General features: G+C 62.1%; 24 protein-coding genes and 4 pseudogenes. 7 read left to right on the plus strand and 21 right to left on the minus strand.

Annotated features, from left to right (window positions below):
• Positions 1 to 13: 13 nt before the first annotated feature.
• Both D8767_RS29185 and D8767_RS12360 read right to left on the minus strand, forming a co-directional pair.
• Positions 14 to 1,066: pseudogene (locus D8767_RS29185) on the minus strand (TonB-dependent receptor plug domain-containing protein); the annotation flags it as partial.
• A 112-nt stretch (positions 1,067 to 1,178) separates the two neighbouring features.
• Positions 1,179 to 2,102 (minus strand): LysR family transcriptional regulator, encoded by a 924-nt coding sequence (locus D8767_RS12360; RefSeq protein ID WP_016711187.1) that lies wholly within the window; start codon positions 2,100 to 2,102, stop codon positions 1,179 to 1,181.
• A gap of 103 nt (positions 2,103 to 2,205) precedes the next feature.
• On the opposite strand from D8767_RS12360, the gene D8767_RS12365 reads away from it, so the two are divergent.
• Complete coding sequence (locus D8767_RS12365; protein ID WP_016711186.1) at positions 2,206 to 2,859, plus strand: oxygen-insensitive NAD(P)H-dependent nitroreductase NfsB; 654 nt, start codon at positions 2,206 to 2,208, stop codon at positions 2,857 to 2,859.
• A 60-nt stretch (positions 2,860 to 2,919) separates the two neighbouring features.
• Here the strand turns inward: D8767_RS12365 and D8767_RS12370 are convergent, their stop codons facing one another.
• Together D8767_RS12370 and D8767_RS12375 are read right to left on the minus strand one after the other, a co-directional pair.
• Positions 2,920 to 4,074, minus strand: a complete 1,155-nt coding sequence (locus D8767_RS12370; protein ID WP_016711185.1) for a cysteine desulfurase family protein — start codon at positions 4,072 to 4,074, stop codon at positions 2,920 to 2,922.
• Between the two features lie 187 nt (positions 4,075 to 4,261).
• A complete protein-coding gene (locus tag D8767_RS12375) occupies positions 4,262 to 5,188 on the minus strand; it encodes a LysR family transcriptional regulator (protein ID WP_016711184.1) in 927 nt (308 codons plus the stop codon).
• Between the two features lie 140 nt (positions 5,189 to 5,328).
• Here D8767_RS12375 and D8767_RS12380 point away from each other — a divergent pair, with 140 nt between their 5' ends.
• Positions 5,329 to 6,561, plus strand: coding sequence for an acyl-CoA dehydrogenase (locus tag D8767_RS12380; RefSeq protein WP_016711183.1), 1,233 nt, complete (start codon positions 5,329 to 5,331; stop codon positions 6,559 to 6,561).
• 69 nt (positions 6,562 to 6,630) lie between these two features.
• Here the strand turns inward: D8767_RS12380 and D8767_RS12385 are convergent, their stop codons facing one another.
• The 8 genes from D8767_RS12385 to ribBA all read right to left on the minus strand — a co-directional run bounded on the left by D8767_RS12385 (position 6,631) and on the right by ribBA (position 16,067).
• Positions 6,631 to 7,983: an SPFH domain-containing protein gene (locus D8767_RS12385; protein ID WP_016711182.1), complete on the minus strand. Its 1,353-nt coding sequence runs from the start codon at positions 7,981 to 7,983 to the stop codon at positions 6,631 to 6,633.
• A 142-nt stretch (positions 7,984 to 8,125) separates the two neighbouring features.
• Positions 8,126 to 9,187: a TerC family protein gene (locus D8767_RS12390; RefSeq protein WP_016711181.1), complete on the minus strand. Its 1,062-nt coding sequence runs from the start codon at positions 9,185 to 9,187 to the stop codon at positions 8,126 to 8,128.
• 166 nt (positions 9,188 to 9,353) lie between these two features.
• Complete coding sequence (locus D8767_RS12395) at positions 9,354 to 10,661, minus strand: substrate-binding domain-containing protein (RefSeq protein WP_016711180.1); 1,308 nt, start codon at positions 10,659 to 10,661, stop codon at positions 9,354 to 9,356.
• Positions 10,662 to 10,759: 98 nt separating this feature from the next.
• Entirely contained in the window at positions 10,760 to 11,908 is a 1,149-nt protein-coding gene (locus tag D8767_RS12400) for an ABC transporter ATP-binding protein (RefSeq protein ID WP_016711179.1), read from the minus strand.
• 19 nt (positions 11,909 to 11,927) lie between these two features.
• Complete coding sequence (locus D8767_RS12405) at positions 11,928 to 12,737, minus strand: ABC transporter permease (protein WP_016711178.1); 810 nt, start codon at positions 12,735 to 12,737, stop codon at positions 11,928 to 11,930.
• A gap of 5 nt (positions 12,738 to 12,742) precedes the next feature.
• A complete protein-coding gene (locus D8767_RS12410; RefSeq protein WP_016711177.1) occupies positions 12,743 to 13,660 on the minus strand; it encodes an ABC transporter permease in 918 nt (305 codons plus the stop codon).
• On the minus strand, positions 13,657 to 14,682 hold the full coding sequence (locus tag D8767_RS12415) for an ABC transporter substrate-binding protein (protein WP_016711176.1): 1,026 nt from the start codon (positions 14,680 to 14,682) through the stop codon (positions 13,657 to 13,659). Before D8767_RS12415 ends, D8767_RS12410 begins: the two co-directional genes overlap by 4 nt.
• 263 nt (positions 14,683 to 14,945) lie before the next feature.
• Positions 14,946 to 16,067: a bifunctional 3,4-dihydroxy-2-butanone-4-phosphate synthase/GTP cyclohydrolase II gene (ribBA, locus tag D8767_RS12420; protein WP_016711175.1), complete on the minus strand. Its 1,122-nt coding sequence runs from the start codon at positions 16,065 to 16,067 to the stop codon at positions 14,946 to 14,948.
• Positions 16,068 to 16,145: 78 nt separating this feature from the next.
• On the opposite strand from ribBA, the gene D8767_RS12425 reads away from it, so the two are divergent.
• A complete protein-coding gene (locus tag D8767_RS12425) occupies positions 16,146 to 16,439 on the plus strand; it encodes a DUF1330 domain-containing protein (RefSeq protein WP_016711174.1) in 294 nt (97 codons plus the stop codon).
• 52 nt (positions 16,440 to 16,491) lie between these two features.
• Here D8767_RS12425 and D8767_RS12430 read toward each other — a convergent pair whose 3' ends face one another.
• Entirely contained in the window at positions 16,492 to 17,214 is a 723-nt protein-coding gene (locus D8767_RS12430) for a pirin family protein (protein WP_016711173.1), read from the minus strand.
• Between the two features lie 227 nt (positions 17,215 to 17,441).
• On the opposite strand from D8767_RS12430, the gene D8767_RS12435 reads away from it, so the two are divergent.
• The 3 genes from D8767_RS12435 to D8767_RS12445 all read left to right on the plus strand — a co-directional run bounded on the left by D8767_RS12435 (position 17,442) and on the right by D8767_RS12445 (position 19,407).
• A complete protein-coding gene (locus tag D8767_RS12435) occupies positions 17,442 to 18,506 on the plus strand; it encodes a polymorphic toxin type 44 domain-containing protein (RefSeq protein WP_016711172.1) in 1,065 nt (354 codons plus the stop codon).
• On the plus strand, positions 18,493 to 18,879 hold the full coding sequence (locus D8767_RS12440; RefSeq protein WP_231115690.1) for a hypothetical protein: 387 nt from the start codon (positions 18,493 to 18,495) through the stop codon (positions 18,877 to 18,879). Before D8767_RS12435 ends, D8767_RS12440 begins: the two co-directional genes overlap by 14 nt.
• Positions 18,880 to 19,014: 135 nt before the next feature.
• The gene (locus D8767_RS12445) at positions 19,015 to 19,407 is read left to right on the plus strand and encodes a hypothetical protein (RefSeq protein ID WP_231115689.1); all 393 of its coding nucleotides are present in this window, start codon (positions 19,015 to 19,017) and stop codon (positions 19,405 to 19,407) included.
• 40 nt (positions 19,408 to 19,447) lie between these two features.
• Here D8767_RS12445 and D8767_RS12450 read toward each other — a convergent pair whose 3' ends face one another.
• Positions 19,448 to 20,467, minus strand: coding sequence for an alpha/beta hydrolase (locus tag D8767_RS12450; protein WP_016711170.1), 1,020 nt, complete (start codon positions 20,465 to 20,467; stop codon positions 19,448 to 19,450).
• Between the two features lie 146 nt (positions 20,468 to 20,613).
• Between D8767_RS12450 and D8767_RS12455 the strand changes: the two genes are divergently transcribed.
• Positions 20,614 to 21,498: a LysR family transcriptional regulator gene (locus D8767_RS12455; RefSeq protein ID WP_033723881.1), complete on the plus strand. Its 885-nt coding sequence runs from the start codon at positions 20,614 to 20,616 to the stop codon at positions 21,496 to 21,498.
• A gap of 123 nt (positions 21,499 to 21,621) precedes the next feature.
• Here the strand turns inward: D8767_RS12455 and D8767_RS12460 are convergent.
• The 7 genes and pseudogenes from D8767_RS12460 to D8767_RS12490 all read right to left on the minus strand — a co-directional run.
• A pseudogene (locus D8767_RS12460) lies at positions 21,622 to 22,098 on the minus strand (DUF1365 domain-containing protein); the annotation flags it as partial.
• A 139-nt stretch (positions 22,099 to 22,237) separates the two neighbouring features.
• Positions 22,238 to 22,468 (minus strand): annotated as a pseudogene (locus D8767_RS29195) (FAD-dependent oxidoreductase); the annotation flags it as partial.
• Positions 22,469 to 22,489: 21 nt separating this feature from the next.
• Positions 22,490 to 22,576: pseudogene (locus D8767_RS12470) on the minus strand (short-chain dehydrogenase); the annotation flags it as partial.
• The gene (locus D8767_RS12475) at positions 22,573 to 22,995 is read right to left on the minus strand and encodes a nuclear transport factor 2 family protein (RefSeq protein ID WP_016711165.1); all 423 of its coding nucleotides are present in this window, start codon (positions 22,993 to 22,995) and stop codon (positions 22,573 to 22,575) included. The gene D8767_RS12475 and the pseudogene D8767_RS12470, both read right to left, overlap by 4 nt.
• Positions 22,996 to 23,110: 115 nt before the next feature.
• Entirely contained in the window at positions 23,111 to 23,716 is a 606-nt protein-coding gene (locus D8767_RS12480) for a sarcosine oxidase (RefSeq protein ID WP_016711164.1), read from the minus strand.
• Between the two features lie 3 nt (positions 23,717 to 23,719).
• Positions 23,720 to 26,623 carry a 2Fe-2S iron-sulfur cluster-binding protein gene (locus D8767_RS12485; RefSeq protein ID WP_121757683.1) on the minus strand — a complete coding sequence of 968 codons (2,904 nt, stop codon included), beginning with the start codon at positions 26,621 to 26,623 and terminating at the stop codon, positions 23,720 to 23,722.
• A complete protein-coding gene (locus D8767_RS12490; protein WP_016711162.1) occupies positions 26,620 to 26,925 on the minus strand; it encodes a sarcosine oxidase subunit delta in 306 nt (101 codons plus the stop codon). Before D8767_RS12490 ends, D8767_RS12485 begins: the two co-directional genes overlap by 4 nt.

Below are 26,925 nucleotides of genomic sequence, written 5' to 3' on the forward strand. Positions count from 1 at the left end.
ACAGGATCTCCTATCAGAAGTCGTAACTCACGCTGGTGTAGTAGAACGCCCCCTGCGCGCCTTCCGGGCTGGTGATGGAGTACTTGGGCACGCCGTACAGCTGCGCACCCTTCGCTTTGTCCGGGTGGCTGTCGAACAGGTTGATCGCACCCGCCGACAAGGTCAGGCCCAGGTCGAAGCGGTACGACACGTCCAGGTCGGTCACCCACTGCGGGCTGAAGGTCTGGTCCAGCGTCGGGTTGGCGGCGTTGCGGTTCTTCCACTCCCCATAACGGCGCTGGGCCACGGTGACGCTCCAGCCGTCATACAGCCAGTTGGCACTGAGGGTCAGCTTGTCTTCGGGGGTACCATCTTCGATCAGCCCCTGGGTGTTGCGGCCGATGATCTGGTTGCCGGGGATGCTGCCCACATCATCCAGCCCGGTTATACGAGTGTTTTTGCGCGCGTAGCCGACGTTGTAGTAGCGGCCAACCGGCAGCGAGCCGTTGCTGCCATCGCCTTTGAACCGGCGGCTGTGCAGTTTGAGCAGGGCGTCCAGGTCGGGGTTGAGCTGGGCCAGGAACTGCAGACGGATAGCTTTCTTGTTCACATCACCGTAGGTGTTGCCGTCGAAGTCGTTGCTCTGGAAACCGTCACGCTCTTCGGAATACAGCGCTACTCGCCCGGCCAGTCTTTCATCGACCAGCGCACCGCCGATGGCACCGGTGACAATACGCTCGTTCTTGCTGCCGAAGCCGACAGTGCCATAGCCGTCGGTGTCGAAGGTGGGCTTCTTCGAGATCACGTTCACTGCGCCGGCCGTGGTGTTCTTGCCATACAGGGTGCCTTGCGGCCCGCGCAGGATTTCGATGCGTTCCAGGTCGAACAGCGGCCCGCCACCGGCGATGGGCGCGTTGAGGTAGACATCGTCCGCGTAGATGCCCAACGGGAATACGGTTGTCGCACCGGTATCGCCGGTGCCCAGGCCGCGGATATACCAACGAGGGCGGCCGTCGCCGTCGGGGTTGTTGGCCGAGGCGTTGGGCACGAAGGTGGTGATGTCGCCCATCGAGCGCACGGCATCGGCGGTGTTGCAGGTTGGGCAGCAGTCGGGTGCTGGGCGGGTGCTGCTGGGGCAGCAGTGGTGGCGTGCAACCTGTCGCGAGCATTTTTGCGCTCTGCTCGCTGCCTGCTGGCACTCAGTCCGGGACGATTGTGCAACCGTTGTTCAGTGCGCGAGCACGCAGGGCCTCGAAGTGGTCGCGCAGGCACAGGTGCAGTTGCGACACCGCAGGCGTGAGTTGTTTGCGGTGTGGGCAAACCAGGGTTACAGGCACGGATTCACCCAGGTATTCGGGCAGGATGATCTGCAGTTCGCCGGCTGCAATATTGGCGCTTACATCCAGCCACGATTTGTAGACGATGCCTTCACCTTGCAGGGCCAGACGGCGGATTACGTCGGCATCGTCGCTGACCAGCGGCCCGCTGACCTGCACGGTACGGTTGCCCACCCGCCACTTGTCGTAGACCCGGTTGTGCTGCATGTACAGCAGGCAGGCATGCTCTTGCAGGGCTTCGGGCGTGATCGGGTGGCCGTGGCGGGCCAGGTACTCGGGCGATGCCACCAGCACCCGGCGATTCCAGCTGGCCAAGGGCAGGGCGATGTAGTTGGCGTCCTGGTTGAGGCCATAGCGGATGGCCACATCCACCGGGTCACGATTCAGGTCGGCAATCTGGTCGGACAGAAAGAAGCGCAGGTGCAGGGCCGGGTGCTCCCGGCGAAAGGCGCTCAGCCAGGGCAACAGCATGTTGCGGCCCAGGTCGGAAGGCGCCGACACCTGCAGGGTGCCACGCAGGGTGCCGGCGTTGCCATGCAGGTCTTCGCGCCCCTGGCGAAGGCTATCCAGCACGTTCAGGGCGGTCGGCAAGTAGCGCTCGCCTTCGGCGGTAAGGCGCAGGCTACGGGTGGTACGGGCAAACAGGCGCACATCGAGGTCGCGTTCGAGGCGTTTGATCGCAGCAGCCACTTGCCCCGGCAGCAGACCGGCTTCATGAGCGGCGGCCGTGAAGCTGCCCAGTACGCTGCTGCGCACGAACAGTTCGAGGTCGGTGATGCGCAGCATCTTCACTCCAGGTGTGAAAGTGTTGCTGCATTGTGCCGGTTTTTCTTTGCTGCAGGAAAGATAAGATGCCCGGCAAATCCCCTGTACATTCCGGAGTTGTTGCATGGATACCGTCTCGCTGGCCAAGCGCCGCTACACCACCAAAGCCTACGATGCCTCGCGCCGCATTCCCCAGGCCACTGTCGACGCCTTGCTCGAGCAACTGCGCCACAGCCCGTCCTCGGTCAACTCCCAACCCTGGCACTTCATCGTCGCCGACACGGCCGAAGGCAAGGCCCGCCTGGCCAAGAGCACCACGGAGCGCTTTGCTTACAACACGCCGAAACTGCTCGATGCTTCGCACGTGATTGTGTTCTGCACCCGTACCGAAATGCCCGAGGCGCACCTCAATGCCGTGCTCGAGCAGGAAGCTGCCGATGGCCGTTTCCGCGATGAGCAGGCGCGAGCCGCGCAGAACCAGAGCCGCCGTCACTACGTCGACCTGCACCGTCATGACCAGAAGGACGTGCAGCACTGGATGGAGAAACAGACCTATCTGGCATTGGGTACTGCATTACTGGGGGCTGCGGCACATGGCCTGGACGCCACGCCCATCGAGGGCTTCGACAGCAAGATCCTGGATGCCGAGCTGGGGCTGCGTGAACGTGGTTTCACTAGCGTGGTGATCCTCAGCCTGGGCTATCGTGCTGAAACGGACTTTAACGCCGGGCTGAACAAGTCACGCTTGCCGGCGTCGCAGGTGTTCACTTTCCTGTGAGGTCACCGGGGCGCTGGGTGCCACGGTGACGCCGTGCGGCAGGCCGCGCCAGGGCGCGGCTTACCACAACGCTGCGGATGCTGCTGTCAGTACCCGGGCAAATACGTCGATCGCTTTGTCCACTTCGGCCTCGGTGCTGAAGCGCCCGATGCTCAAGCGCACACTGTTGCGTGCCTGGTGCTCGTCCAGCCCCAGCGCCATCAGCACATGTGAGGCTGCATGGCTGGCCGAGTTGCAGGCCGAGGTGGTCGATAACGCCAACTCGCTGGCCAGCGCCGCACTGTTGAAGCCCTTGCTGTCGATGCACAGGTTCAGGGTATGGGGAATGCGTTGGCTGGCGCAGCCGTTCAGGCTGACGCCGGGCAAGGCCAGCAGGCCTTCGCGCAGACGCTTTGCCAGTTGTTCCAGGTGCTGGTACTCACTGTCACCGGGTTGGCCGGCCAAGGCAAAAGCGCTACCCATGCCCGCGATCTGGTGGGTCGCCAGGGTGCCGGAGCGCAGGCCCTGTTCATGGCCGCCGCCGTGCATTTGCGCACGCATCAGCGCACGGGCGCGTGACCCGACGTACAGCGCGCCGATGCCTTTTGGCCCGTAAACCTTGTGCGCCGAAAACGACATCAGGTCCACGGCCATCGTGTTCAGGTCGATGGCCAGCTTGCCCACGGCCTGCGCTGCGTCCACGTGCAGCAAGGCACCGTGGGCACGCACCTGCTCACCAATGGCGGCAAAGTCGGTGACCGTGCCCAGCTCATTGTTGACTGCCATCAACGATACCAGGCGGGTATCGGGGCGCAGTGCGGCCTGTACGCTGGCGGGCTGGATCAGGCCGGCGGCATCCGGGGCCAGGCGGGTAACGGCCCAGCCTTGGCGCTCCAGTTCGGCCACGGTGTCGAGCACGGCTTTGTGTTCAAGTTGGCTGGTGATCAGGTGCCCAGGCTGGCCGGCGCCTTGAGCAATGCCTTTTAGCGCCAGGTTGTTGGACTCGGTCGCGCCCGAGGTCCAGACCAGGCGCTCGACGTTTGCGCCGACGCGCTCGGCCACTTGCTGGCGGGCTTGCTCCACGGCTTGTCGGGCAGCCTGGCCGAAGGCATGACCACTGGACGCCGGGTTGCCGAAGTTGGCTTGGCTGCCAAGGCTGGCGAGCATGGTTTCGATGACCCGGTCGTCGACTGGAGTGGTGGCGGCGTAATCAAAGTAGAGCGGGGCGCTAGGCATTGAGGCAGGTCCATGTCTGTCGCCGTGAAATCGGCGATTGATGGAGTAAGCGTATCCGCCATCCGAGAGAAATTTTTTACTTCCCACAGTGCGTCTTTGGGTGCTGCCACATAGATTTTCTATTTATTTGTAGCTTTGTAGGATTTTTTCCTCCTTGGTGGTCATGAGCGATCCCTTGTGCGTATCTTCAGGCGGGCTCCGAGGCGCTTTCTTCCTCAGCTACCACGCGTTCGCACAGTTCGGTGATTTGCTCACGCATCCACCGGTTGGCCGGGTCTTGGTCGGTGCTTTCATGCCAGTACAGGTGCGTTTCGAGCGCGGGTACTTCCACTGGCAGGGGGTGATAGCGCAGCTGATGGCGGCGGGCGAAGCGCTCGGGTACGGTCATCGTCATGTCGGTTTGCTGCAATACCTGCGAAGCCATCAGGTAGTGCTGGGAGCGCAAGGCCACTTTGCGCTGTACGCCCATCTTGCCCAGCGCCAGGTCGACATAGCCCAGGCCGTTACGGCGGCTGGAGATATGGATGTGGGTCATGCCCAGGTAGCTGTCGAGGGTCAGCTTGCTGTCGGCCAGCGGGTGGCCCTGGCGCAAGGCACAGACATAATGGTCTTGCATCAGCTTGACGTGGCGTACCTGCGGGTCGGTGTTCAGGGGGGCATCGATGGCGAAGTCCAGGCGGCCGGCGGCGAGCTCCTTGGTGGTTTCGCGGCGCTTGCACAGGAAACTCTCGATCAGCACCGCCGGCGCCAGGCGGCGCAGGCGCTGGAACAGTGGGGGCAGGATTACCGCCTCGGTCAGGTCGGTCATGCTGATGCGGAAGGTCTTGTTGGCTTGTTGCGGGTTGAAGATACGGCTTTCCTGCACCGACGTACGCAACAGCGCCAGGGCGTTGCGCACCGGGCCGATGATGTTCTGTGCCATGGGCGTGGGCACCATGCCCTGCGCGGTGCGCACGAACAGCGGGTCGTTGAAGGTTTCGCGCAACCGCGAAAGGGCGTTGGACACCGCTGGCTGCGTGATACCTACAATCTGCCCGGCGCGGGTCAGGTTGGCTTCGGTGTAGATCGCATCGAACACGATGAACAGGTTGAGGTCGACCTTGCTGAGGTTCATGGGCGCCGCTCTTTGTTGGAGTTATTGGCGGATCATATATCGGTTATGAATGTTTATACACGCGGAAAATAGACTAGATGGATGGGCGCATGCTGCTCTAGGCTCTGGCCCATGTACCCCGAACCGTGAAGGTAGCCCCGATGGATTTCGCCTATTCGCCCAAGGTCCAGGCACTGCGCGAGCGCGTCACTGCGTTCATGGACGCCTATGTCTACCCCGCCGAAGCGGTGTTCGAGCGCCAGGTCGCCGAGGGCGACCGCTGGCAGCCCACTGCAATCATGGAGGAGCTCAAGGCCAAGGCCCGCGCCGAAGGGCTATGGAACCTGTTCTTGCCTGAATCGGAATACGGCGCCGGCCTGAGCAACCTGGAATACGCCCCGCTGGCGGAAATCATGGGCCGCTCGTTGCTTGGCCCGGAGCCGTTCAACTGCTCGGCGCCGGATACCGGCAACATGGAAGTGCTGGTGCGTTACGGCAGTGAAGCGCAGAAACGCCAATGGCTGGAGCCGCTGCTGCGTGGCGAGATCCGCTCGGCGTTCGCCATGACCGAGCCGGACGTGGCCTCCTCGGACGCCACCAACATGGCCGCCACGGCAATGCGTGACGGTGACGAGTGGGTGATCAACGGCCGCAAGTGGTGGACCTCCGGCGCCTGCGACCCGCGTTGCAAGGTGATGATCTTCATGGGCCTGTCCGATCCCGAGGGGCCGCGCCACCAGCAGCACTCGATGGTACTGGTGCCCACCGATGCGCCCGGTGTGAAGATCGTCCGCCCGCTGCCGGTGTTTGGCTATGACGATGCCCCGCATGGTCACGCCGAAGTGCTCTTCGAAAACGTGCGGGTGCCGTATGAAAACGTAATCCTTGGTGAGGGCCGCGGTTTCGAGATTGCCCAGGGTCGCCTTGGCCCGGGCCGTATCCACCACTGCATGCGTTCGATCGGCATGGCCGAACGTGCGTTGGAACTGATGTGCAAGCGCTCGGTGGAACGCACTGCCTTTGGTCGGCCGCTGGCACGGCTGGGTGGCAACGTCGACAAGATTGCCGACTCGCGTATGGAGATCGACATGGCCCGGCTGCTGACGCTGAAAGCGGCCTACATGATGGACACCGTCGGCAACAAAGTGGCCCGCAGCGAGATCGCGCAGATCAAGGTGGTGGCGCCGAACGTGGCCTTGAAAGTGATCGACCGGGCGATCCAGATACATGGCGGGGCAGGGGTGAGCGGCGATTTCCCACTGGCCTACATGTACGCCATGCAACGCACCCTGCGTCTGGCTGACGGGCCGGATGAAGTGCACCGGGCGGCAATTGGCAAATATGAGATTGGCAAGTATGTGCCGGTGGAGATGTTGCGTACCAGCGGGCGGTGACAGGCGTTGATTGTTGTTAGCCTGTACCGGCCTCTTCGCGGCTTTAGCCGCGAAGAGGCCGGTGAGGGCTTACTTGGTTTTCAGGTCAATCACCAGATCTTTGGCGGCCTTCGTAGCCAGTACACTCATGAGCTTGCTCATTTCATCCTGCCGCCCAACGCCTGATTCGGGGCCCCCCATCATCACGCTCGGCACTGGCGCCCTTGCAGCAGCCTCTGCCCAGGCCCGGTTGATCTTCACCATCGCATCCAGTTTGGTTTGCAGGGCTCCATCCGCCTTGAGCGTGGCCTCACGGGCGTAGGCTTCGTCATCGGCCGTGATCTTGGTCGCTTCTGCAGTGACACGGGCCTTGTCCCGAAGCAACTCGGCCGTCTGTTTGTCGATCTCGGCGCGCCGCTTCTCCCGTTCCGCGTTGATTAGCGCAAGCTGTTTTTCGGTCTCGGCTTCGGTGGTACGTTCAATCTGCTGGCGCAGGCTTTCCTGACGTTTGGCCTCGACGTCCTTGGCACCACGAGCAGAGACCAGTTCCTTCTCTTCTTCTTCCTTGAGCCGGTTTTGACGAGCCACGGCCAGTTCGGCCAGCGCCTGTTGTACGCGGACCATACGTTGCTGATACTGCGGGTTGGGGTCGATATGAGTGACACGCGCGTCGACTACTTCGACGCCAAACAGGCGGAATTGCTGTTGCTTACGCAACTCCCGACCATCTTTGTCGAGCTTCTTTTCGATGACGAAACGCGTAGCGCTGTTGTCGCCAAAACTACCCTGTTCGGTGCCAGCCTGCAGAATCGCGGTTTGGGCCGGATGGTTATCACGTTGAACGCGGATCTCCTTGCGACTGGTCAAGTACAGGCCGTTGCGCAGCTGATTCTCGAACTCGGCACCGAAGTGACTACGGTTACCCGCATAGTAATCGTCGGCACTCATCAGTGAGGCCGTGGCTTGCAGTGTTTCCTTTACCGCCGGCAATAATGCACGTTGCAGGAAGTTGTCTGGCGTGCGGTACTCTTGGGCGATTTTCAAGAAGGCTTCACCCGAAGGCAGGCGAAACTGGGTACTGAATTCTGCCTTCGCATCGACATTGCCCAGAAACACGATGGGCAGATTGTCCAGTGTGATGGACGGATGGCCGCCGCGAGTGTCTTCCGGGTTGTCCATGCGCAAGGAAGATTGGACGCCGATGGTACGGCGCCAGGCTGTACTGCGGCCAAACCATTTTGTGGCGTAGCCAACGTCTTCAACCACTTTCTCTTCGCCAAAGATCGTACGTACATGGGTCATCTGACCCGCTTCGTTATAGAAAAACACTTCATTGAACATTGCTGCGAGTACGCCAGCGGCCAGGATCGGGATGCCAACGACTGTAACCAGCTTGCGGTTGATACGAAATTGGGAAAGGTCAGGAATAGACAGCTTTTGCATGGAGCACTCCTTGTGCGGAAAGTCACCATGCTGGCGAAGCTGTTCCTGTGTTCACAATCAGACCACTCGCATACCTTGCGTAGGAAAAATCGTTGGATTGATTAGGAAAAAATCCACCCTGGTTAGGCTGCATCACAGCAACTCAGACCCGCAGTTGCGGGTCTTCGTCTTTTTCTCGTGCCATGGTCGCATTCGAAACAGGATTCGGTTGCTCAAACTCGGCCGCCACTTTCTGTCCTCTGGTCTTGACCAACGAAACCACCACCCCACCCAGCAGCAACCCGAATGTCACCCCTAACGACAGCAACGCCGGCACCTTGCTCACCATGCCGTGGTAGAAAATCTTGCAGCCAATAAAGATCAACACCAACGCCAGCGCGTACTTGAGGTAAACGAACCGGTGCATCAGCGCCGACAGCGCGAAGTACAGCGAGCGCAGCCCAAGGATGGCGAAGATGTTGGAGGTGTAGACAATGAACGGGTCCTGGGTAATGGCGAAGATCGCCGGCACGCTGTCGACGGCGAACACCAGGTCGGCCAGTTCGATCAGCACCAGCGCCAGAAACAATGGGGTGGCATAGCGCAGGGCCTTACTGTGCCCAGGCGGGGTCTTGCGCACGAAGAAGTGCGAGCCGTGGATCTGGTCGGTGACCCGCATGTGCCGGCGTACGAACTTGATGATCGGGTTGTTGGCCAAGTCCGGGTGGCTGTCTTCTTTTGACAGCGCCATCTTCACCCCGGTGAACAGCAGGAAGGCGCCGAACAGGTACAGCACCCAGGCAAAGTTCTGCACCAGCGCCGCGCCCACGCCGATCATGATCGCCCGCAGGAACACCACCCCCAGGATGCCCCAGAACAGTACGCGGTGCTGGTAGCGGCGGGGGATGGCGAAGTAGCTGAAGATCATCGCCATGACGAACACGTTGTCCATCGACAGCGACTGCTCGACCAGGAAGCCGGTGTAGAACTCCAGCGCCGACTGGGCGCCCAGCTGGTACCAGACGCCGGCGCCGAACAGTACACCGACGCTGAAATAGCCCGAATACAGCAGCAGGCTTTCGCGCATTTCGATTTCCCGGTCGTGCCGGTGCAGCACGCCCAGGTCGAGCACCAGCAAACCGATGACGATGGCCATGAACACCAGCCACAACCAGGCGCTGGTACCGAGAACGGGGGTGGTGAGGAATGCGTGCAGAGCTGTCATGAGCCCCTCCTTGAATGTCGACGTTGCAAGGCAACAGTGATCCGACATGGCGGCTTGGCAGCCGTCAGAGGGGCCCGGTATCACATGGGCTAGAGCCTAGACCCGTTTGCCATGGGTGCCGAATGGGGAGCTGTTACATTTCTTTGCCAGGGCCGCAATCACGGCTTCAATACACCCACACCTCTACCCGACGGTTACGCAGGCGCCCTTGCTCCAGTTCATTGCCGGCCACTGGCAGTTCATCGCCCATGCCTGTTACCTCAAGCACCTCGACACCATCGCGTGCCAGCTCGCGGCGCACGGCCTGGGCGCGAAGGCGGGAGAGCAGGGCAGCGCGCCCGGGCGTTTCCTTGGGGTCGCCAAACCCTACCAGCACGGCCTTGCTCTGCAACTTGCCGGCCTGGCGCAGGTATTCGACCACCCGCTGCACATCGCGCAGGGCCTTGTTGTCGAGGCTGGCACTGCCTTCCTGAAAGCGGAAGTTCACGCTCAGCCGCTGCGCTTTCTGGGCCAGGGTGCGATAGCGTGGCGGCATGTCGGCCAGGGGCGGAACCGGCTGAGCCTTGATCTGCTGTGACACGAAACCCTGCTGGGCAACGATCGCCTGGCCAGCCGGGCTTTGGGCGAAATCGGCCAGGGCCTTGGCCTGTGGCTTGGGGTTGGCCGGCAGATAGAAGTAAAGGCGCCGTGACAGCGGGTAGTCTTCGCTGGCCACCAGCGCGCGCTCTGGCAGCATGGCGGGTGCGTCGCCTTCGGCCACCGCTAGCACCTTGGCACCATGCACTGCGGCCAGGCTACTGAAGCCGATGGCCTGACGGTCGGTGGCTACTTGCGAAGCCAGCTCGTCGCTGGACTCGAAGCGCCGCGCCTTGGCTGATAGTTCGTCGTGCAGCGGCTCCAGCACAAGCGCCTTGAACGTCTCGTACGTGCCGGAGCGGTCGTCACGGGCATAGAGGTGGATGGCGCCGCCAGCAATGCCCAATTGTTCCCAGCGCTGGATCTGCCCGGAAAAAATCTGCGCCAGTTGCTGGGTGTTCAGTTGTGGCAGCGGGTTGTCAGGGTGGACGATGACCGCCACGCCGTCCAGGCCGATGATTTGTTCGGCGCTGGCAGCGCGCAGGTCGCCCAGAGCACGTAACTGATGCAATTCGCTGTCGTTGATCGGCCGCGAGGCGGCCGCCAGGTCGGCGTCGCCACGGCCGAGGGCGATGAAACCGGTGCTGGACCCGTGAGCGGCAACATCGATGCGTATTGGCTGGCCATGATCGTCCTGCGCGGTGATTACGGTCTCGTTGGCGACGTTGCCCGGTTGCTGTTGGATGGCGGTGGCTCGCTGCGCACGCAATTGCCCCTGCACCAGTGCCGGCAGCAAGGCGGCGCCGATGGTGTTGGAGCCCTGGACGCGCAGGTGAGCGGGCTCGGCCGGGGTCGCTAGCGGTAGCAGGGTGAGCAGCAAGACAAGCAGGCGCAGCATGCCGGGTGACCTATGGCATAGAGTTGGCCGGCAGATTACGACAGTGGCGTGATGATAATGTGACAGTCGGTAGGGGCCGCAAAGCGGCCCCCGCGATCTCAATGCGCCCCGGCCGACTTGCTCAAATCACTTTCGGCCCACTCGGTATAGATACATGCATCCGCCACCGCCCAGCGCACTTTCACGCTATCGCCAGGTTGCATAGGCATACCCGCAGCCGACAGCGCCTTCACCGTCAGTTCGGTACCACCCGCCGTCACCACATGGCAGGTCTGGCTCTCACCCAGGAACAGCACTTCGCCAACCTTGGCACTGACTTCGTTCCAGCCCGCCGGCAGCGGCTCGCGTGCAGCCTGTTCGGCGGTCAGGGCCAGGGCTTTTTCCGGGCGCACCATGATCAGGGCATCCTGCGAGGCAGTGAGGCCCGGGGTCAGGCGAATGGCCACCGGCTGGCCCTCGAAACTGCCCGCGCCATTGCTGCTGGCCTTGATACGCAGGAAGTTGGAGTTGCCCAGGAACGACGCGACAAAGGCATTCGGCGGGTTCTGGTACAGGTCGTAACCGGTGCCCAGGCCGACGATCTTGCCATGGCTGAAAATGGCGATGCGCTGGGACAGGCGCATGGCTTCTTCCTGGTCGTGGGTGACGTAGACGATGGTGATGCCGAGCCGACGGTGCAGCTGGCGCAGCTCGTCCTGCAGGTCTTCGCGCAGTTTCTTGTCCAGCGCACCGAGCGGTTCGTCCATCAACAGGATGCGCGGCTCGTACACCAGCGCCCGGGCAATGGCCACACGCTGTTGCTGGCCTCCGGACATTTGCGAAGGCTTGCGGTGGGCGAACTTTTCCAGCTGTACCAGCTTGAGCATGGCATCGACGCGCTTGACGGTTTCGGCCGCGTTGAGCTTGCGAATGGCCAGCGGGAAGGCAATGTTGTCGCGCACGTTCAGGTGCGGGAACAGCGAGTAGCGCTGGAACACCATGCCGATATCACGCTTGTGTGGCGGCACGTTCACCAGCGACTGGCCATCGACCAGGATCTCGCCACTGCTGGGCGTTTCGAAGCCGGCCAGCATCGAAAGGGTGGTGGATTTGCCCGAGCCGCTGGAGCCGAGGAAGGTCAGGAACTCGCCGTCCTGGATTTCCAGGTCGAGGTTGTCCACGGCGGTGAAATCGCCGTAGTGTTTGTTCAGGCCGCGCAGGCTGACCAGGGTCTTGCCGGGCGCGTTGTCTTTGATCACTGCACTCATTGTTGTTTTCTCCGCGCGCTCAGGCGTTTGTTTCGGTGCGCCGGCGCAAGGCGGCGGCAATGAACATCACAAGCAGCGATAAGCCGATCAGCAGGGTCGAGGCCACGGCGATGACCGGGCTGAGGTCCTGGCGCAGGGTGGTCCACATCTTCACTGGCAGGGTCTGCAGGTCGGGGCTGGCCATCATCACACTCAGCACCACTTCATCCCACGACACCAGGAAGGCGAACAGGCCGCCGGCGATCATCCCCGGGCGAATGGCCGGGAAGGTGACCTTGAAGATGGCCTGCAGGCGCGAGGCGCCGCAGATCACCGCGGCATCCTCGATCGACTGGTCGAACAGTTTCAGCGAGTTGATGATCGAGATGATGGTGAAGGGCAGGGCAACGATCACATGGCTGACCACGAAGGCGAACAGCGTGCCGGTGTAGCCGAGCTTGAGGAACAGGGCGTACACCGCCACGGCGATGATCACCAGTGGCACGATCATCGGCATGGTGAACAGCCCGTACAGCAGCTCGCGGCCCGGGAAGCGGCCCCGTACCAAAGCGAATGCACTGGGCAGGCCCAGCAGCACGGCGGCAATGGTGGTCAGCACGGCCACCTTGAGGCTGGCCAGCGCGGCGTCCATCCACTCCGGGTTGGAGAAGAACTGGTCGTACCACTTGAAGGTCCAGCCCGGTGGCGGAAACACCAGCCACTGGGACGAGCCGAACGACAGCAACACGATGAACACCACCGGCAGCAGCAGGAAGGCCGCAATGACCCCGGTGGTCAGGTACAGGCCCGTGCGCAGCGGGCGGCCCATGGCATTGGGAGACAGGAGCATGGCGGTTACCTCGCGTTGCCAACCGGGGATTCCGGCTGCAGCTTCAGGTACAGGTAGAAGAGCACCAGGGTGATCACCACCAGCAGTGCGGCGGCGGCGCTGGCCAGGCCCCAGTTGAGGAACGACTGCACCTGCTGGATGATGAATTCGGGCAGCATCATGTTCTGTGCCCCGCCCAGCAGCGCCGGGGTGACGTAGTAACCGAGCGACATCACGAACACCATCAGCGCCCCGGAGAACAACCCCGAGCGGCACAGCGGCAGGAACACCTTCCAGAAGTTGGTCCATGGGCTGGCGCCGCAGATGGAACCGGCCTGCAGCACCATCGGGTCGATGGCGTGCATGGTCGCTTGCAGCGGTAGCACGATGAACGGGATCATGATGTAGCTCATGCCGATCACCACGCCGGTGAGGTTGTGCACCATTTCCAGCGGGGTATCGATGATACCCATGGCCATCAACGCCTTGTTGATCACCCCCGAGCTTTGCAGCAGCACCAGCCACGAGTAGGTACGCGCCAGCAGGCTGGTCCACATCGACAGCAGCACGATGTTCAGCAACCAGCGGCCCCAGCCCTTGGGCACCAGGGTGATTGCCCAGGCCAGCGGGAAGCCCAGCAGCACGCTGATCAGGGTGACCACGCCGGCCACCGAGAAGGTGTTGAACAGCACCCGTGCGTAGGCCGAGTTGGCGAACAACTGCTCGTAGTTGCCCAGCCCCGGCGTTGGCTCCAGCACCCCGCGCAGCAACAGGCCGACCAGCGGGGCGAAGAAGAACAGGCCAAGGAACAGCAGGGCCGGCAGCAGGTTGCGGCTGCCTTTCCAGCGCTGGCTCAGGCTGGCGCGGCGTGGGGCGGTACCCGAGGCGCCGGTACCCGTGGGGGCACCTTGCGCGTTATGCAGGGCGTTGATGGCGACTTTCATTTGACCAACCACTCATTCCAGCGCGCGGCGATGGCCTGACCGTTCTTGGCCCAGTAGGCGAAGTCCAGGGTGACCTGGTCCTGGGCGTAGGCGGTCGGCAGGTTGGGTGCCAGGTTTTTGTCGAGCTTGGACACGCTGTCGACATTCACCGGTGCGTAGGCAGTCTTGTTGGCAAACTCGGCCTGGCCTTCGGCGCTGCTGGCGTTGGCCAGGAACTTCATGGCCGCGTCCTTGTTCTTGGCGCCTTTGGGGATGACCAGGAAGTCGGCCATGACCAGGTTCTGTTTCCAGCTCACGCCCACTGGCGCGCCATCTTGCTGCAGGGCGTAGACGCGGCCGTTCCAGAACTGGCCGAGCGAAGCCTCACCCGAGGCCAGCAGCTGTTGCGACTGGGCGCCACCGCCCCACCAGACGATGTCTTTCTTGATGGTGTCGAGTTTCTTGAAGGCGCGGTCCAGGTCCAGCGGGTACAGCTTGTCGGGCGCTACGCCGTCGGCCAGCAGGGCCAGTTCCAGCACGCCGGGGCTCGGCCATTTGTACAGGGCGCGTTTGCCGGGGTAGGTCTTGGTGTCGAACAGCGCGGTCCAGTCAACCGGCTTGTTGGCACCGAGCTTGCCTTCGTTGTAGCCCAGCACGAAGGAGAAGAAGAACGAGCCAACGCCGTGGTCGGAAACGAAACGCGGGTCGATCTTGTCACGTTTGATCTGGTTGAAGTCGAGGGGTTCCAGCAGGCCTTCGCTGGCGGCACGCAGGGCAAAGTCGGCTTCGACGTCGACCACGTCCCACTGCACGTTGCCGCTTTCGACCATGGCCTTGAGCTTGCCGTAGTCGGTTGGGCCGTCCTGGACGACTTTGATGTCGGTGGCTTTGGTGAAGGGGACGGCCCACGCTTCTTTCTGGGCGTCCTGGGTGGTACCGCCCCAGCTGACGAAATTCAGGCTGTCTGCGGCCACTGCGGCTTCACAGGCCAGGGTCAGCAGGCTGGCGGACAGCACTGCGGTTACACGTTTGCTCAACAGCATGGTTACGCCCTCGTTGCTTTTGTTATTCGAGGCGGGGCTTGTGGTGCGCCCGCCAACAGTGTTCGGGGAGCAGCTAAAACAAAGTGTCTGGGTGGCCGTTTGTGATTGTAGGTGCCGGCCTGCAGATTCAAGGTCTACGGGATATCATATTATGGTATTCCAAACTTTTGGCAAGAGGTATGAGGCGACCGGCCATCACTCCGCCCGTTCAGAAACGCTGCGGGGCCCCGCAGGGCCCCGCCAAATCAGATGCTTATGTGTTTTCAGCCGAGCATCCCGGGCTCGAAGGGAATGCTCTGCACCACCTCCAGTTCATACCCCGCCAGCCCGGCATACTTCAGCGGAGGCCCCAGATGGCGAAGCTTGCCCACGCCTAGGTCCTGCAGAATCTGTGCCCCGGTGCCCACTTCGGAGTACACCTTCGATTGCCCGCGCTGATAAGGGCGCAACGGCTGGGTCAGCTGCGGCACGCGCTCCAGCAGGGCTTGGGAGGATTCATGGTTGGCCAGGATCACCACTACACCAGCCCCTTCCTCGGCCACCTTCTGCAAGGCCGCCCATAACGTCCAGTTGGCTGGCCCAGCGTATTCGGCACCTACGAGGTCGCGCAGCGGGTCGATCACATGCACTCGCACCAAGGTCGGCTGCTCGCGGCGGATATCACCCATGACCATGGCCATGTGCACGCCGCCTTCGATGCGGTCTTCATAGGTGACCAGGCGGAAGGTGCCATGCACGGTCGGCAGTTCGCGTTCGCCGATGCGCTTGATGGTCTGCTCGGTGCTCAGGCGGTAGTGGATCAGGTCGGCGATGGTGCCGATCTTGATGCCATGCTGCGCGGCGAATACTTCAAGGTCCGGGCGGCGGGCCATGGTACCGTCGTCGTTGAGCACTTCGACAATCACCGAGGCCGGGCTGAAGCCGGCCAGGCGGGCCAGGTCGCAGCCGGCTTCGGTGTGGCCGGCACGGGTCAGCACGCCGCCTTCGCGGGCGCGCAGGGGGAAAATGTGGCCGGGTTGCACCAGGTCTTCCGGGCGAGCGTCAGGGGCCATGGCCGCGGCCACGGTGCGTGCCCGGTCGGCGGCGGAGATGCCGGTAGTGACGCCAGTGGCTGCTTCGATCGACACGGTAAACGCCGTGCTGAACACGCTGCCGTTGGCGGGCACCATCTGTTCCAGCCCCAGGCGTTGGCAATGTTCATCGGTCAGGGTGAGGCAGATCAGGCCACGCGCTTCGCGGGCCATGAAATTGATGGCCTGGGCGTCGCAACGCTCGGCCGCGATCAGCAGGTCGCCTTCGTTTTCCCGGTCCTCGTCATCCACCAGCAGGACCATCTTGCCTTGCCGGTAGTCCTCGAGAAGTTCCTCGATGGTATTGAAAGCCATGTTGCACGCTCACTGTGGTGGGGTGATTTTTATGGTATACCATCATACACAAATATCGCCGTAACAGGAGAGCAGCGCATGAAGGCCTATTGGATCGCCCATGTGGACGTGACCGACCCCGAGCAATACCAGCAGTACACCCAGCGCGCCCCGGCTGCCTTCAAGGCGTTCGGCGGCCGATTCCTGGCCCGTGGCGGGCGCAGCGAGGCGATGGAAGGGCGGCCTACCCCTCAGCGTAGCGTGGTGATCGAGTTCGATTCGTACGAGCAGGCGGTGGCGTGCTACCGGTCTGAGCTGTATCAGGAGGCCTGCAGCCATCGCCAGGGCGTGGCCAAGGCCGAGGTGATCATTGTGGAGGGGTTCGAGGCTTGAGTTGCATTTGTCGGCCCTTTCGCAGTTTTACCCGCGAAAGGGCTGACTCGGTTCAAGGCATACCTGGCAATTCATGCGGACGCAGGTCAAACACCAGCACCTCGGCATCTACCCCATTGCCCAGCTCAAGTACCTGTTCCTGCCTGACCCGCACGCCATCCCCTTCATTCAGCAGTTGCCCATTGAGCTCGATGCTGCCCCGGGCCACATGCACATAGGCATGGCGGTTTTCCGGCAAGGTCAGCGTGGCGCGTTCGTCGCCGTCGAACAAACCGGCATACACCCGCGCATTCTGCCTGACCTGCAACGACCCCTCGGCACCGTCCGGCGAGATGATCAGGCGTAGCTTGCCGCGCTTTTCCTCGGCACTGAAATGCTGTTGCTGGTAACGCGGTGTTGCGCCTTTCACGTTCGGCACGATCCAGATCTGCAGAAAGTGCACCGGCTGCGCCTGGCTGTGGTTGAACTCGCTATGGGCCACGCCGTGGCCTGCGCTCATCAGTTGCACATCGCCCGGGCGTATCACCGAGCCGGTACCCAGCGTGTCCTTGTGCTCCAACGCGCCTTCCAGCACGTAGCTGAAAATTTCCATGTCGCGGTGAGGGTGTTGGCCAAAGCCCTTGCCAGCGATGACGCGGTCGTCGTTGATCACCAGCAGGTCGGAGAAACCTTGCTCGTCCGGGTTGCGGTAATGGCCGAACGAGAAGGTGTGGAAGGACTTCAGCCAGCCGTGGAAGGCCAGGCCACGGTCTTGGGCGTTGCGTAGGGTGAGCATGGTGATTCTCCTTGAAAGCCGGGGCCGGGAGGGCTGCCGTGCTGTTGATGGAGATAACTTTACTGTCACCTGAATGTTGGAAAAACGGTGTTGGTGTTGAATTACTGTCTCGTGACAAGTGACAGTCGGACATGGCCTTTTGTAGGACATTTCTGTTTTGGGGACTGATCGGTTCCCGTCCATTGCATGGGTGATAGCTTCCAGACTTTCCATGCAGGGAGCTACTTATGACACGTGTATCGATACACGGCAAAGGACAGGCACTCGATGGCGACCTCACCACCACCGGTGCGGTGTGCATTGCCAGCAGCACCCACTACCGCGCGAACAACCAGCGGGCGCTGAGGCTGGGAGATATCACCACTGAGTGCCCGAATTGCAAGAGGCCCGGCGTCATTGTTGAGGGAGTCCCGTTCTTCAACATCGAAGGAAAACCAGCTGTGGTAGATGGGGCGCTGGTCAAGTGTGGCTGTCCAGAGGGTAGTAACGGTGTCGTGGCCATGGGGGGACGTGGCTTGGCGGCAAGCCCCTCGGCGGCACAGCAGACAAGCCAGGCGGCAACATCAGGCCAAGCCGGCTCCACTTCCCCCTTGAAAGCTTCGCTATCAGAAGCAAAACCGCAGCCCGTAATCTGCAAACATCCTGACATGATGGAGCAGGTTGCCAGCTACATTGCTGGAGAAATGAATCGCAACATCACACACCCATCCGTGCTGAAAATGCGGAAGCTAACCAGCTTTGACGCGACAGAGAAACATGCAAAATTTCAAAAACTGCCTTGGTATGCACGTCTTTTACCGCCTGACTTTCAAGCAATGATGATTGGCAACACTGCTGCCGCGATGGCGCTTTGGACAGAGCGGGTGGGTCAGAACAGACCATGGGATCATAAAAAGGCCATCAGGCAACAATTCAGTGGGGTTTGGCATAAACAAGGTGAAGTTGACTACTACTACGACATCTGGTCAAACATCCACTACGGCTATGTAGGGCGGGCTGGTGGCCTGTCTGAAAGCGTTCTTCTGGACGGTGCCGGACTTGAGCAGGTTGCATCAGACACCATTCGGAAGGTTCAAGATTGGGATGAGCAAGATGGACCTCGTCGCTACGCAGACATCGACGGGATGCGGGCTTGGGATGATATAGGCGATCGTGTCTCTATCAATATTGGCATCAAACTGTATAAGCAGCAATCAAACGGTGGGATTACGGCAAAGGTGCTCATGGACGAGGTATTAGCATTACCACTTTCAAGTTGGGGAGGCAGCGTACGTGATCATGTCTGCAACTAAACCGAAACGGCATTTCTGGCGCTGGGTGGTCGCGATAATGCTCGTCCCAATCGTCTTTTGGTATGTCGCTACACCTTGGGTAAGCTTTCATTTTTCTGACAAAGGCCAAGGGCGTCTCGGCTATATCTTGAATGTTCAAGATAACATTTCAAAAGGTGAAATATACCCAGGTGAAGCCACAGGCGGCGCAGGGCATATTTTCCCGAACGACCAATTTTTCATGCAACTCGATTGGAACAATCGTGGAAAGTGGCACTGTATTCGGGCCAAACCCAAGTGGCCCAGGATCGATATCTACATCGGGGCGGACGGTGGCATAGATAGCCGCACTGATAGCAGATTCATTGAAGCCTGCGGGCCATTTCCGCCATAGAAGCAAAAGACCTGCCTGGACGGGTCTTTTGGTCATCGACTCTGCACAAGCTGCACCAAAATGGTGGGATTACGGCAAAGATGCTCATGGCCGGAGTGTTAGCATTGCCACGCTCAAGCTGGGGAGGTGCCATAGTTGATCACGCCTGCGAATAAGCCGAAACGGCATATCTGGCGCTGGGTAGTGGTGATATTGCTTTCGCCTATCATTTTTTGGTATTTCGCCACACCTCAGGTGAGTTTTCATTTTTCTGACAAAGGCCAAGGGCGCCTCGGCTACATCTTGAATGTCCAGCACGACATATCAAAAGGCGAGATCTACCCGGGTGAAGCCACCGGCGGCGCTGGCCACATTTTCCCGAACGACCAGTTTTTCATGGAGTTGTATTGGAACAACCGTGGGAAATCGCACTGCATCCGTGCCAAACCCAGATGGCCAAGTATCGATATCTACATCGGGGCGGACGGTGGCATAGATAGCCGCACCGATGGCAGATTCATTGAAGCCTGCGGGCCATTTCCGCAATAGAAGCAAAAGACCCGCCTAGGCGGGTCTTTTGATTATCGACTCACTGCAGATGCTCTTTAAGTTCGGTACCCGCCTGCCTCATCGCCGCCTTTACCGCCGGCACCTGGCTCAACGGGTTCAACAGCCCATAGTCATGAATCATCCCGTTGTAGCGCACCGAAGTCACGGTCACGCCGGCCGCATTCAGCTTGCGGGCATACGCCTCACCTTCATCGCGCAGCACATCGAATTCGGCGGTCTGCACCAGTGCTGGCGGCAACCCTTTCAGCTGTTCACTGCTGGCCCGCAGCGGCGAGGCGTAGATCTGGTTCCGTGCCTTGGCATCGGTGGTGTAGTTGTCCCAGAACCACTTCATCATCCGCGTGGTCAGGAAGTGCCCTTCGGCAAACTGTTTGTACGATGCCGTCTCGAAGCTGGCATCGGTCACCGGCCACAGCAGCAACTGGAAGCGCAGGGCAGGGGTGCCGGCTTCTTTGGCCTTGAGTGCTACCACCGCAGCCATGTTACCGCCCACGCTGTTGCCGGCTACGGCCAGACGTTTGCCGTCAACGCCGATTTCCTTGCCATGCTCGGCCACCCAGCGGGTAGCGGCATAGGCCTGGTTGATCGCCGTCGGGTAGTGCGCTTCTGGCGAGGGGGCATAGTCCACGTAGACCGCTACCGCACCCGAGCCGACCACCAGGTCGCGGATCAGCCGCTGGTGGGTCGGGAAGTCGCCCAGCACCCAGCCGCCGCCGTGGAAGAACATGAACACCGGCAGGTCGCCCTTGACGTTGGCCGGGCGTACCACTTGCAGCTTGATCGACTCGCCGTTGGCTTGAATGGTGCGCTCTTTTACCTCGATACCGGAGAGGTCGACTTTGACCGAAGCCTGGGCGCCGCTGAGCACTGCGCGGGCGTCTTTCGGGCTGAGTTGCTCCAGTGGCTTGCCACCGCCTTGTTCCAGGGCTTGGAGGAAGGCCAGGGTGTGTTGCTCGACACCTGGGCTGCCAGCGGCGAAGGCGCTGGAGACGGACAGGGTCAGAAGGGAAGCGGTGAGGACTTTGTGGACAATGTTCATGAGCGAATCCTTTTCTATGCAAGTGTTGGTAATGGGCGTCTTGCCTGGCCTGCCGGGCCATCGCTGCGACTTGTGCGTAGATTAGGCAGATGCATTCGCGGGAAAAAGCCGCTATAAAGCGTTTGACTGTCACTATGAGCGAGACAATGAACCCCTACGAAGACATGCGCATTTTTGCCCAGGTCATGGAAGCCGGCAGTTTCACCGCCGCCGCCGATCGCCTGGGGATGTCCAAGCAATCGGTCAGCCGGCGCCTGATGCAGCTTGAAGAGCGTCTTGGCGTGCGCCTGCTCAACCGCTCCACCCGGCGCCTGGACGCCACGCCGCTAGGCCAGCACTACTACCAGTCGGCGCTGCGTTTGCTGGGTGAAGTGCAGCAGGTGGAGCACGACATCAGCGGCCAGGCCCAGGCCTTGCGCGGCACCTTGCGCCTGAGCGCGCCACTGTCATTTGCCATGGCACACCTGGGTTGCCTGCTGACCGAGTTCCTGCAATTGCACCCTCAGGTGGATGTGGAGGTAGACCTGAGTGACCGGGCCGTAGACCTGATCGGCGAGGGTTACGACCTGGCACTGCGCATTGGCGCGCTGGAGGATTCCAGCCTGATTGCACGGCGTATTGCCCGTGTCGAGCGGGTGTACTGCGCGAGCCCGGATTACCTGCGAGCGCGGGGCGTGCCGACAGCACCGGACGAACTGGCAGGGCATGACTGCCTGCCTTATGGGCATTCGCGTCAGGTGCAGTGGCAGTTCCGCCAGGGCGGCAAGGCGCAGGCGATTCAGGTGGCAGGGCGGATGCGTGCGAACAACGGTGAGTTGCTCCGGGATGCAGCCATCGCCGGGATGGGGGTGACGTATCTGCCGACCTTCATTGTGGGGCAGGCGTTGGCGGCGGGGCGGCTGGTGAGTGTGCTTGAGGACTGGACGCCGCCGGCATTGCAGCTATCGGCGGTGTATCCGCAACACCGTCAGGTGGCCCGGCCGGTACAGGGCTTTGTCGATTTTCTGCGTGAGCGGCTGGTGCAGCTGTAGGCTTGCACCGGTCCAGCAGCGGTGCCCGACGCGCCTGCGGTGCGGCCCAGAGCAATTGAGCCACGCCGATGGTCCGCTCCTCGAAACCGCCCTGGCAATAGCACAGGTAGAACTCCCACAAGCGCTGGAATGGAAAGCCTTGGCCACGGAAAATGCCCGGGCCAGGTCGCCGTCCACGGGGAGCACATAGTGGAAGCGTTCACGCCATGGGGTGTTGCGTACCTCCAGCAGCACGGCTACCAGCTGGCCCTGTCGGTCATGGCATAAGTAGGTGCTCACCGGGTTGAAGGACAACCCCCAGCAGCGCGGTTGGGTAAGCAGGTGCACGGCGCCTTCGGGCACCTGGCCAATCGCTTGGCCGACCAGTTGCCGGGCGGCTTCGACCAAGGGCTTACCTTGGCGGGTCAGCGCTGGCAGGTAGTCGGTTTCGCGCCAGCACAGGGGGGCCAGCCGTGAGGGCCCAAGCCAGCGGCACAGGTTCGTCAACTGCTGTTGTTCGTTCAGGTCCAGGTAGAGCATGCCGATCCGGTAGCGAAACGCATGCGGCCTCGGGCTCAGGCGCTTGTGGCTGACCCACCCATGGCACAGGCTGCTGTTCACAGCTGCTCTCCAAAATGCCGGGCCACGTTCAGCGCGCTCAGCACACCGTCTTCGTGAAAGCCGTTGGCCCAGTAAGCGCCGCAGTAATAGCTGTGCAATGGTCCTTGCAGTTCGTGCTGGCGGGCCTGTGCCGCCAACGCGGCCAGGCTGTATGCGTGAGCAGGCGGATGAAGTGCGGGTAGGTCCAGTCGTTGAACACGATGAAGCCGGTATCGACGGCATAGTGTTGGCCCTGCCAGTGCACATCCACGGTATGGGTATGCCCGCCAACCCGCTGCGCTGCCTCGAACACCGTGACCTCGTTTCGGCGTGACAGCAGGTGGGCGCAGGTGAGGCCGGCAATGCCGGTGCCGATGATCGCGATGCGCATGGGTCAGCCCTGTGAGGGGCGCGCCAGATGGCGGCCTTGCTCCAGCAAGTGCAACGCCAGTGCCGCGCCGATGCCGCTGCTGGCGCCGGTGAGCCAGCAGCGGCTCATGCCAGCCTGCCTTTGAGCCAGCGAATCGCGCTGCCCATGACGGGCACATGCTCGTAAAGCAGGGCGCCGGCATCGAAGTAATCCTGGTGAAAGTGCACCCGCTCCTGCCAGCGCAGGTGGCTGCAACCTTGCAGGCTGATCAGTTGTCCACGGGCAAGCTGCGGGTGGCGATAGTGCAGGGTCCAGCGGATGTAGCCATGGCCCGGCGCCAGTTCGTCGGTGCCTTCGAACCGGTAATGCACGTCAGGCACCTTCGCGTACAGCTGGGCGAAGTAGGCCCGCAATGCGCGAAGGCCAGTAAGCTGGTGCAGTGGGTCGCGGAACGCGACATCCTCGCTGTACAGGTCGTTCAACAGGTCGAGGTTATGCGAATTGAGCGTGGCAAAGCGTTCGGCGAAGTACTGGAGGTAGGTGGACATGCACAATACCTGTACAAAACTAAGTTGTTGTACAAGGTATAGTGCAGGTCGCTGTGTAAAGCTATACAAAATAAATTTTCGTACAATTCTGCAGGGCTACTGGGTCAGACTGCTATCAACCCAGTAATGCGCCCAACTCGACCAACCCGCCATCGAACTCATCCATCGCATCCAGCACCGCCTCACGGAAGTACGCTAACGACGCCCGATCGAACAACAACTGCAAGGCCGGCTGTTCATCACTCCCCACATTCACCACGATCACATTGATCCGCGCCGCAGAGGTTTGCGCCACGGCACCGATGGGAAATGCCTGCAAACGCAGGTCGACTCCGCACAACTTGGCCATGACCGTACTGCCATGCGCCCCCGACAGCTGCAACCAGGCATGGCTGTCCTGGCGCGGCAGCAGGTAGTTACGCTGGGCATCCTGCGCCCACTCGGCCTCTGTGGCGGCCACTCGCGTGCCTTCGTCAGCCAGGCTGCCCAGCAGCAGGTACTCGGTCTGTGACAACCGCGCTACCCAGCCGCCGTCGTCCTGGCGCACGGCCTGGTTCGGCTGCTGCGGTAATCGGTAGCCACGTTGTTGCAGGTAGGCGGCGCTGTCGAGGCCGCGAAAGCCGGCCCGCGCCACCTCGGTCAGGTCGGTCAACGCGCAGGCGTGCAACAGCTCGGCCCGCGGGCTGCGAGGGATAAACGCTTTGGCTTGCAAACGGGTCATGGTTCAGAGCTCCTGGCGCAGGTTGTCGGGGTCGTGGAACGGCAGTTGCACTACCTTGGCATGCACCATCGCGCCGCCCTCCACGCGGATCGGGATGTGCATGCCGGGGGTGGCCTGGTGGGCGCCGGCATAGGCCAGGCCGATGATCTGCCCCAGGGTTTGCGAATACTCGCAGGAGGTGACGTTGCCGCTGATGTCCGGTCCGTCCAGCACCAAGTGGCCCTCCAGCGGCTGCGTGCTGCCTTTGGGCAGGGTGAAGCCGACCAGCTTGCGCTTGAGCGGCTGTGCTTCGAGGATTTCGATGGAGCGCTTGCCGACGAAGAACGGCTTCTTGCGGCCAATGGCCCACTGCATGTCGATTTCTGCGGGGTGGGTCATGCCGTCGGTGTCCTGGCTGATGATCACATGGCCTTTTTCCAGGCGTAGCAGGCGTTGGGTCTCGACGCCAAACGGGCGAATGCCCAGGCCCGCGCCGGCCTGCATCAGGGCGTCCCACAGGCGCTCGGCATGGCGCGCCGGCACATGCACTTCATAGCCCAGCTCACCGACGAAACCGACCCGCAGGATGCGCGCCGGGATGCCGGCCACCTTGCCCTGCCGTACGCCCAGGTACGGGAAGGCCTCGGCCGAAAGCTCGACATCGTCACACACCTTGGCCAGCACCTGGCGCGATAGCGGCCCGGCCAAGTTGACGGCAGCCAGGGCGGCGGTGACGTTGGTGATGTCCACGTCCAGGCGCCACTGCGCATTCCACTTCAGCATCTGCTGGTAGATGCGGTCGACGCCGCTGGTGGTGGCGGTGACATAAAAGTGCTGCTCGCCCAGGCGCGCACAAACGCCATCGTCGATCACCACACCGTGTTCGTTGGTCATCAGCGCGTAGCGGGTGCGACCGATGGCCAGTTTGGCAAAGCCGAAGGTGTACAGGCGTTCCAGCAGCTCGGCGGCGTCCGGGCCGCGTACGTCCAGGCCACCCAGTGTGGACACGTCGATCAGGCCGACCTTCTCGCGCACATGGCGGGCTTCTTCCTGCATGCAGCGCTCGCGGTCTTCGGGTTTGCCGTAATAAGCCGGGCGCTGCCAGATACCGGCCGGCATCATCTTCGCCCCGGCTTGCAGGTGACGGCGGTGCATGGGCGTTTGCCGATAGGGGTCGAAGGCACGGCCGGCGACATGTGCCAGCTTTTCTGCCTGGAACGGTGGGCGGGCGGTAGTCACTCCGGTCTCGCTGATGCTGCGGCCGGTGGCCTGGGCCACCAGGCGCGCCGTGGGCAGCGCCGAGTGGCGGCCCTGGGAAGGGCCCATGCCGACCGTGGAAAAACGCTTGACCAGTTGCACGTCACGGTAGCCGCTGCGGGTAGCGTTGACGATGTCGCGCACTTGCAGGTCTTCGTCGAAGTCGACGAAATCTTTGCCTTTGGGGTGGGGGAAGATCGGCCAAGGGAAGTTGACCTTGGCTTCGGCGCCGAACGCCGACAGGGCTGGTGCTTGCAGGCCCAGCGCTGTCACTGCGTCGGCGGCCCCGCGTGTGGTATCGGCCAGCACGTTGGCCAGCGCGTGGCGGCCGTTCACGGAGCCGGCGATATCCAGCCCGGCCGGCAAATGGCTGATGGCGAATTCGTCGCGGTTGACGTCATAGGCCAGCTTGCCACCGGCTTGGCACAGCAACTGGTATACCGGCATGTAGCCCGCCGACATGCACAGCAGGTCGCACGCCAGGCGCAGCCCGTGCGGGCCGACCTTGCCCTGGCCGGTGATCGGGCGAATGTCCACGCCACTGACATGGCGCATGCCCGCTTCATGCAGGGCTTCATACACGGTGCTGCCCAGGTGTACGGGAATATCGCGGCGCTTCAGCTCGGCAGCCAGTGCGGCATCGGCCGGCGCGGCGCGCATGTCGACCACGGCGCCTACGGCCACGCCTTGCTCCTGCAGGTCGAGGGCGGCGAGGTAGCCGTCATCGTGGCCGGTGAGGATGACCGCGCGCTGGCCCGGTTTGACCGCGTACAGTTTCATCAGCCGCTGGGCAGCGCTGGTCAGCATCACGCCCGGCAGGTCGTTGTTGCGAAACACCACCGGCTGGTCGAACGAGCCGGCTGCCACCAGGCAACGGGTGGCGCGCACCTTGTACAGACGCTTGTGCTGGATTATCGGCAGGTAGTTGTCGGTGAACCAGCCGTTGCAGGTAGCCTCCAGCAGCACCTGAATGTTCGGGTGGCCCTCGACGGCGGCCAGCAGCTCTTGACGCAGGCTGGCGGCGCGGGTGCCGGCGATGTCGAAGCGGGCGTAGGTGAGCGAGCCGCCAAGCACCGGTTGTTGTTCGATCAGCAGCACTTTGGCCCCGGCGTTGGCTGCGTCCAGGGCCGCACGCAGGCCAGCAGGGCCGGCGCCGATAACGGCCACGTCAACGAACAGATAGGCTTTGTCGTAGTAGTGCGGTTTGAAACCCAGGTCGAGCACGCCCAGGCCGGCTTTCTTGCGGATCAGCGGCTCCCACACTTTCCACATGCCCTTGGGCTTGTAGAACGAGCGGTAGTAGAAGCCCACCGGCATGAAGCGCGAGAACTTGCCCAGGTAGGCGTCGCGGTCATGCTGCAGGCTGCCGTTGAAGTTCTGCCCTTCGACCACCTGGCCTTCGCGGACGGCCTCCAGGTCGGCCAGTACGTTGGGTTCTTCAGGCAACTGCACCAACGTGTTGGCATCCTGCCCGGCCATGCTCAGCGGGCCGCGTGGGCGATGGTATTTGAACGAGCGCGACAGCAGCCAGCGGCCATTGCCGAGCAGGGCGCTGGCAATGGTGTCACCGGCAAAGCCCTCGCAGGCCTGGCCGTCGAACTGGAAGCGCACGGGCCGCTCGCGGTCGATCAGCAGGCCCATGGGCGCGGGGAGGCGAGTGTGGCTGTTCATCCGGTAATCTCCGGGCTGGCGGCGGGGGTGAAGTCGACGCGACGGTCGAACAGTGCTTTCGGGTCGAAGGTGCGCAGCACCTGGTCGCTTACTGTGTGACGCTCGGCCAGGAACCAGTAGCTGGAGGCGTTGTGCAGCCACCACTCGGTCACCACCCCGGCCAGGTTGTCGGTGTTGAACACATAGTCGGCCCACTCGGCATCGCTGCAACTGGCCGGGTCGGGCATGTGCTTGAACTCGCCGCCGTAGGTGAACTCGCTGATGTTGCGCGGGCCGTTCAAGGGGCAGGTCAGGATCTTCAT

Source organism: Pseudomonas sp. LTGT-11-2Z (genome assembly GCF_003691445.1).
GTDB classification, from domain to species: domain Bacteria; phylum Pseudomonadota; class Gammaproteobacteria; order Pseudomonadales; family Pseudomonadaceae; genus Aquipseudomonas; species Aquipseudomonas monteilii.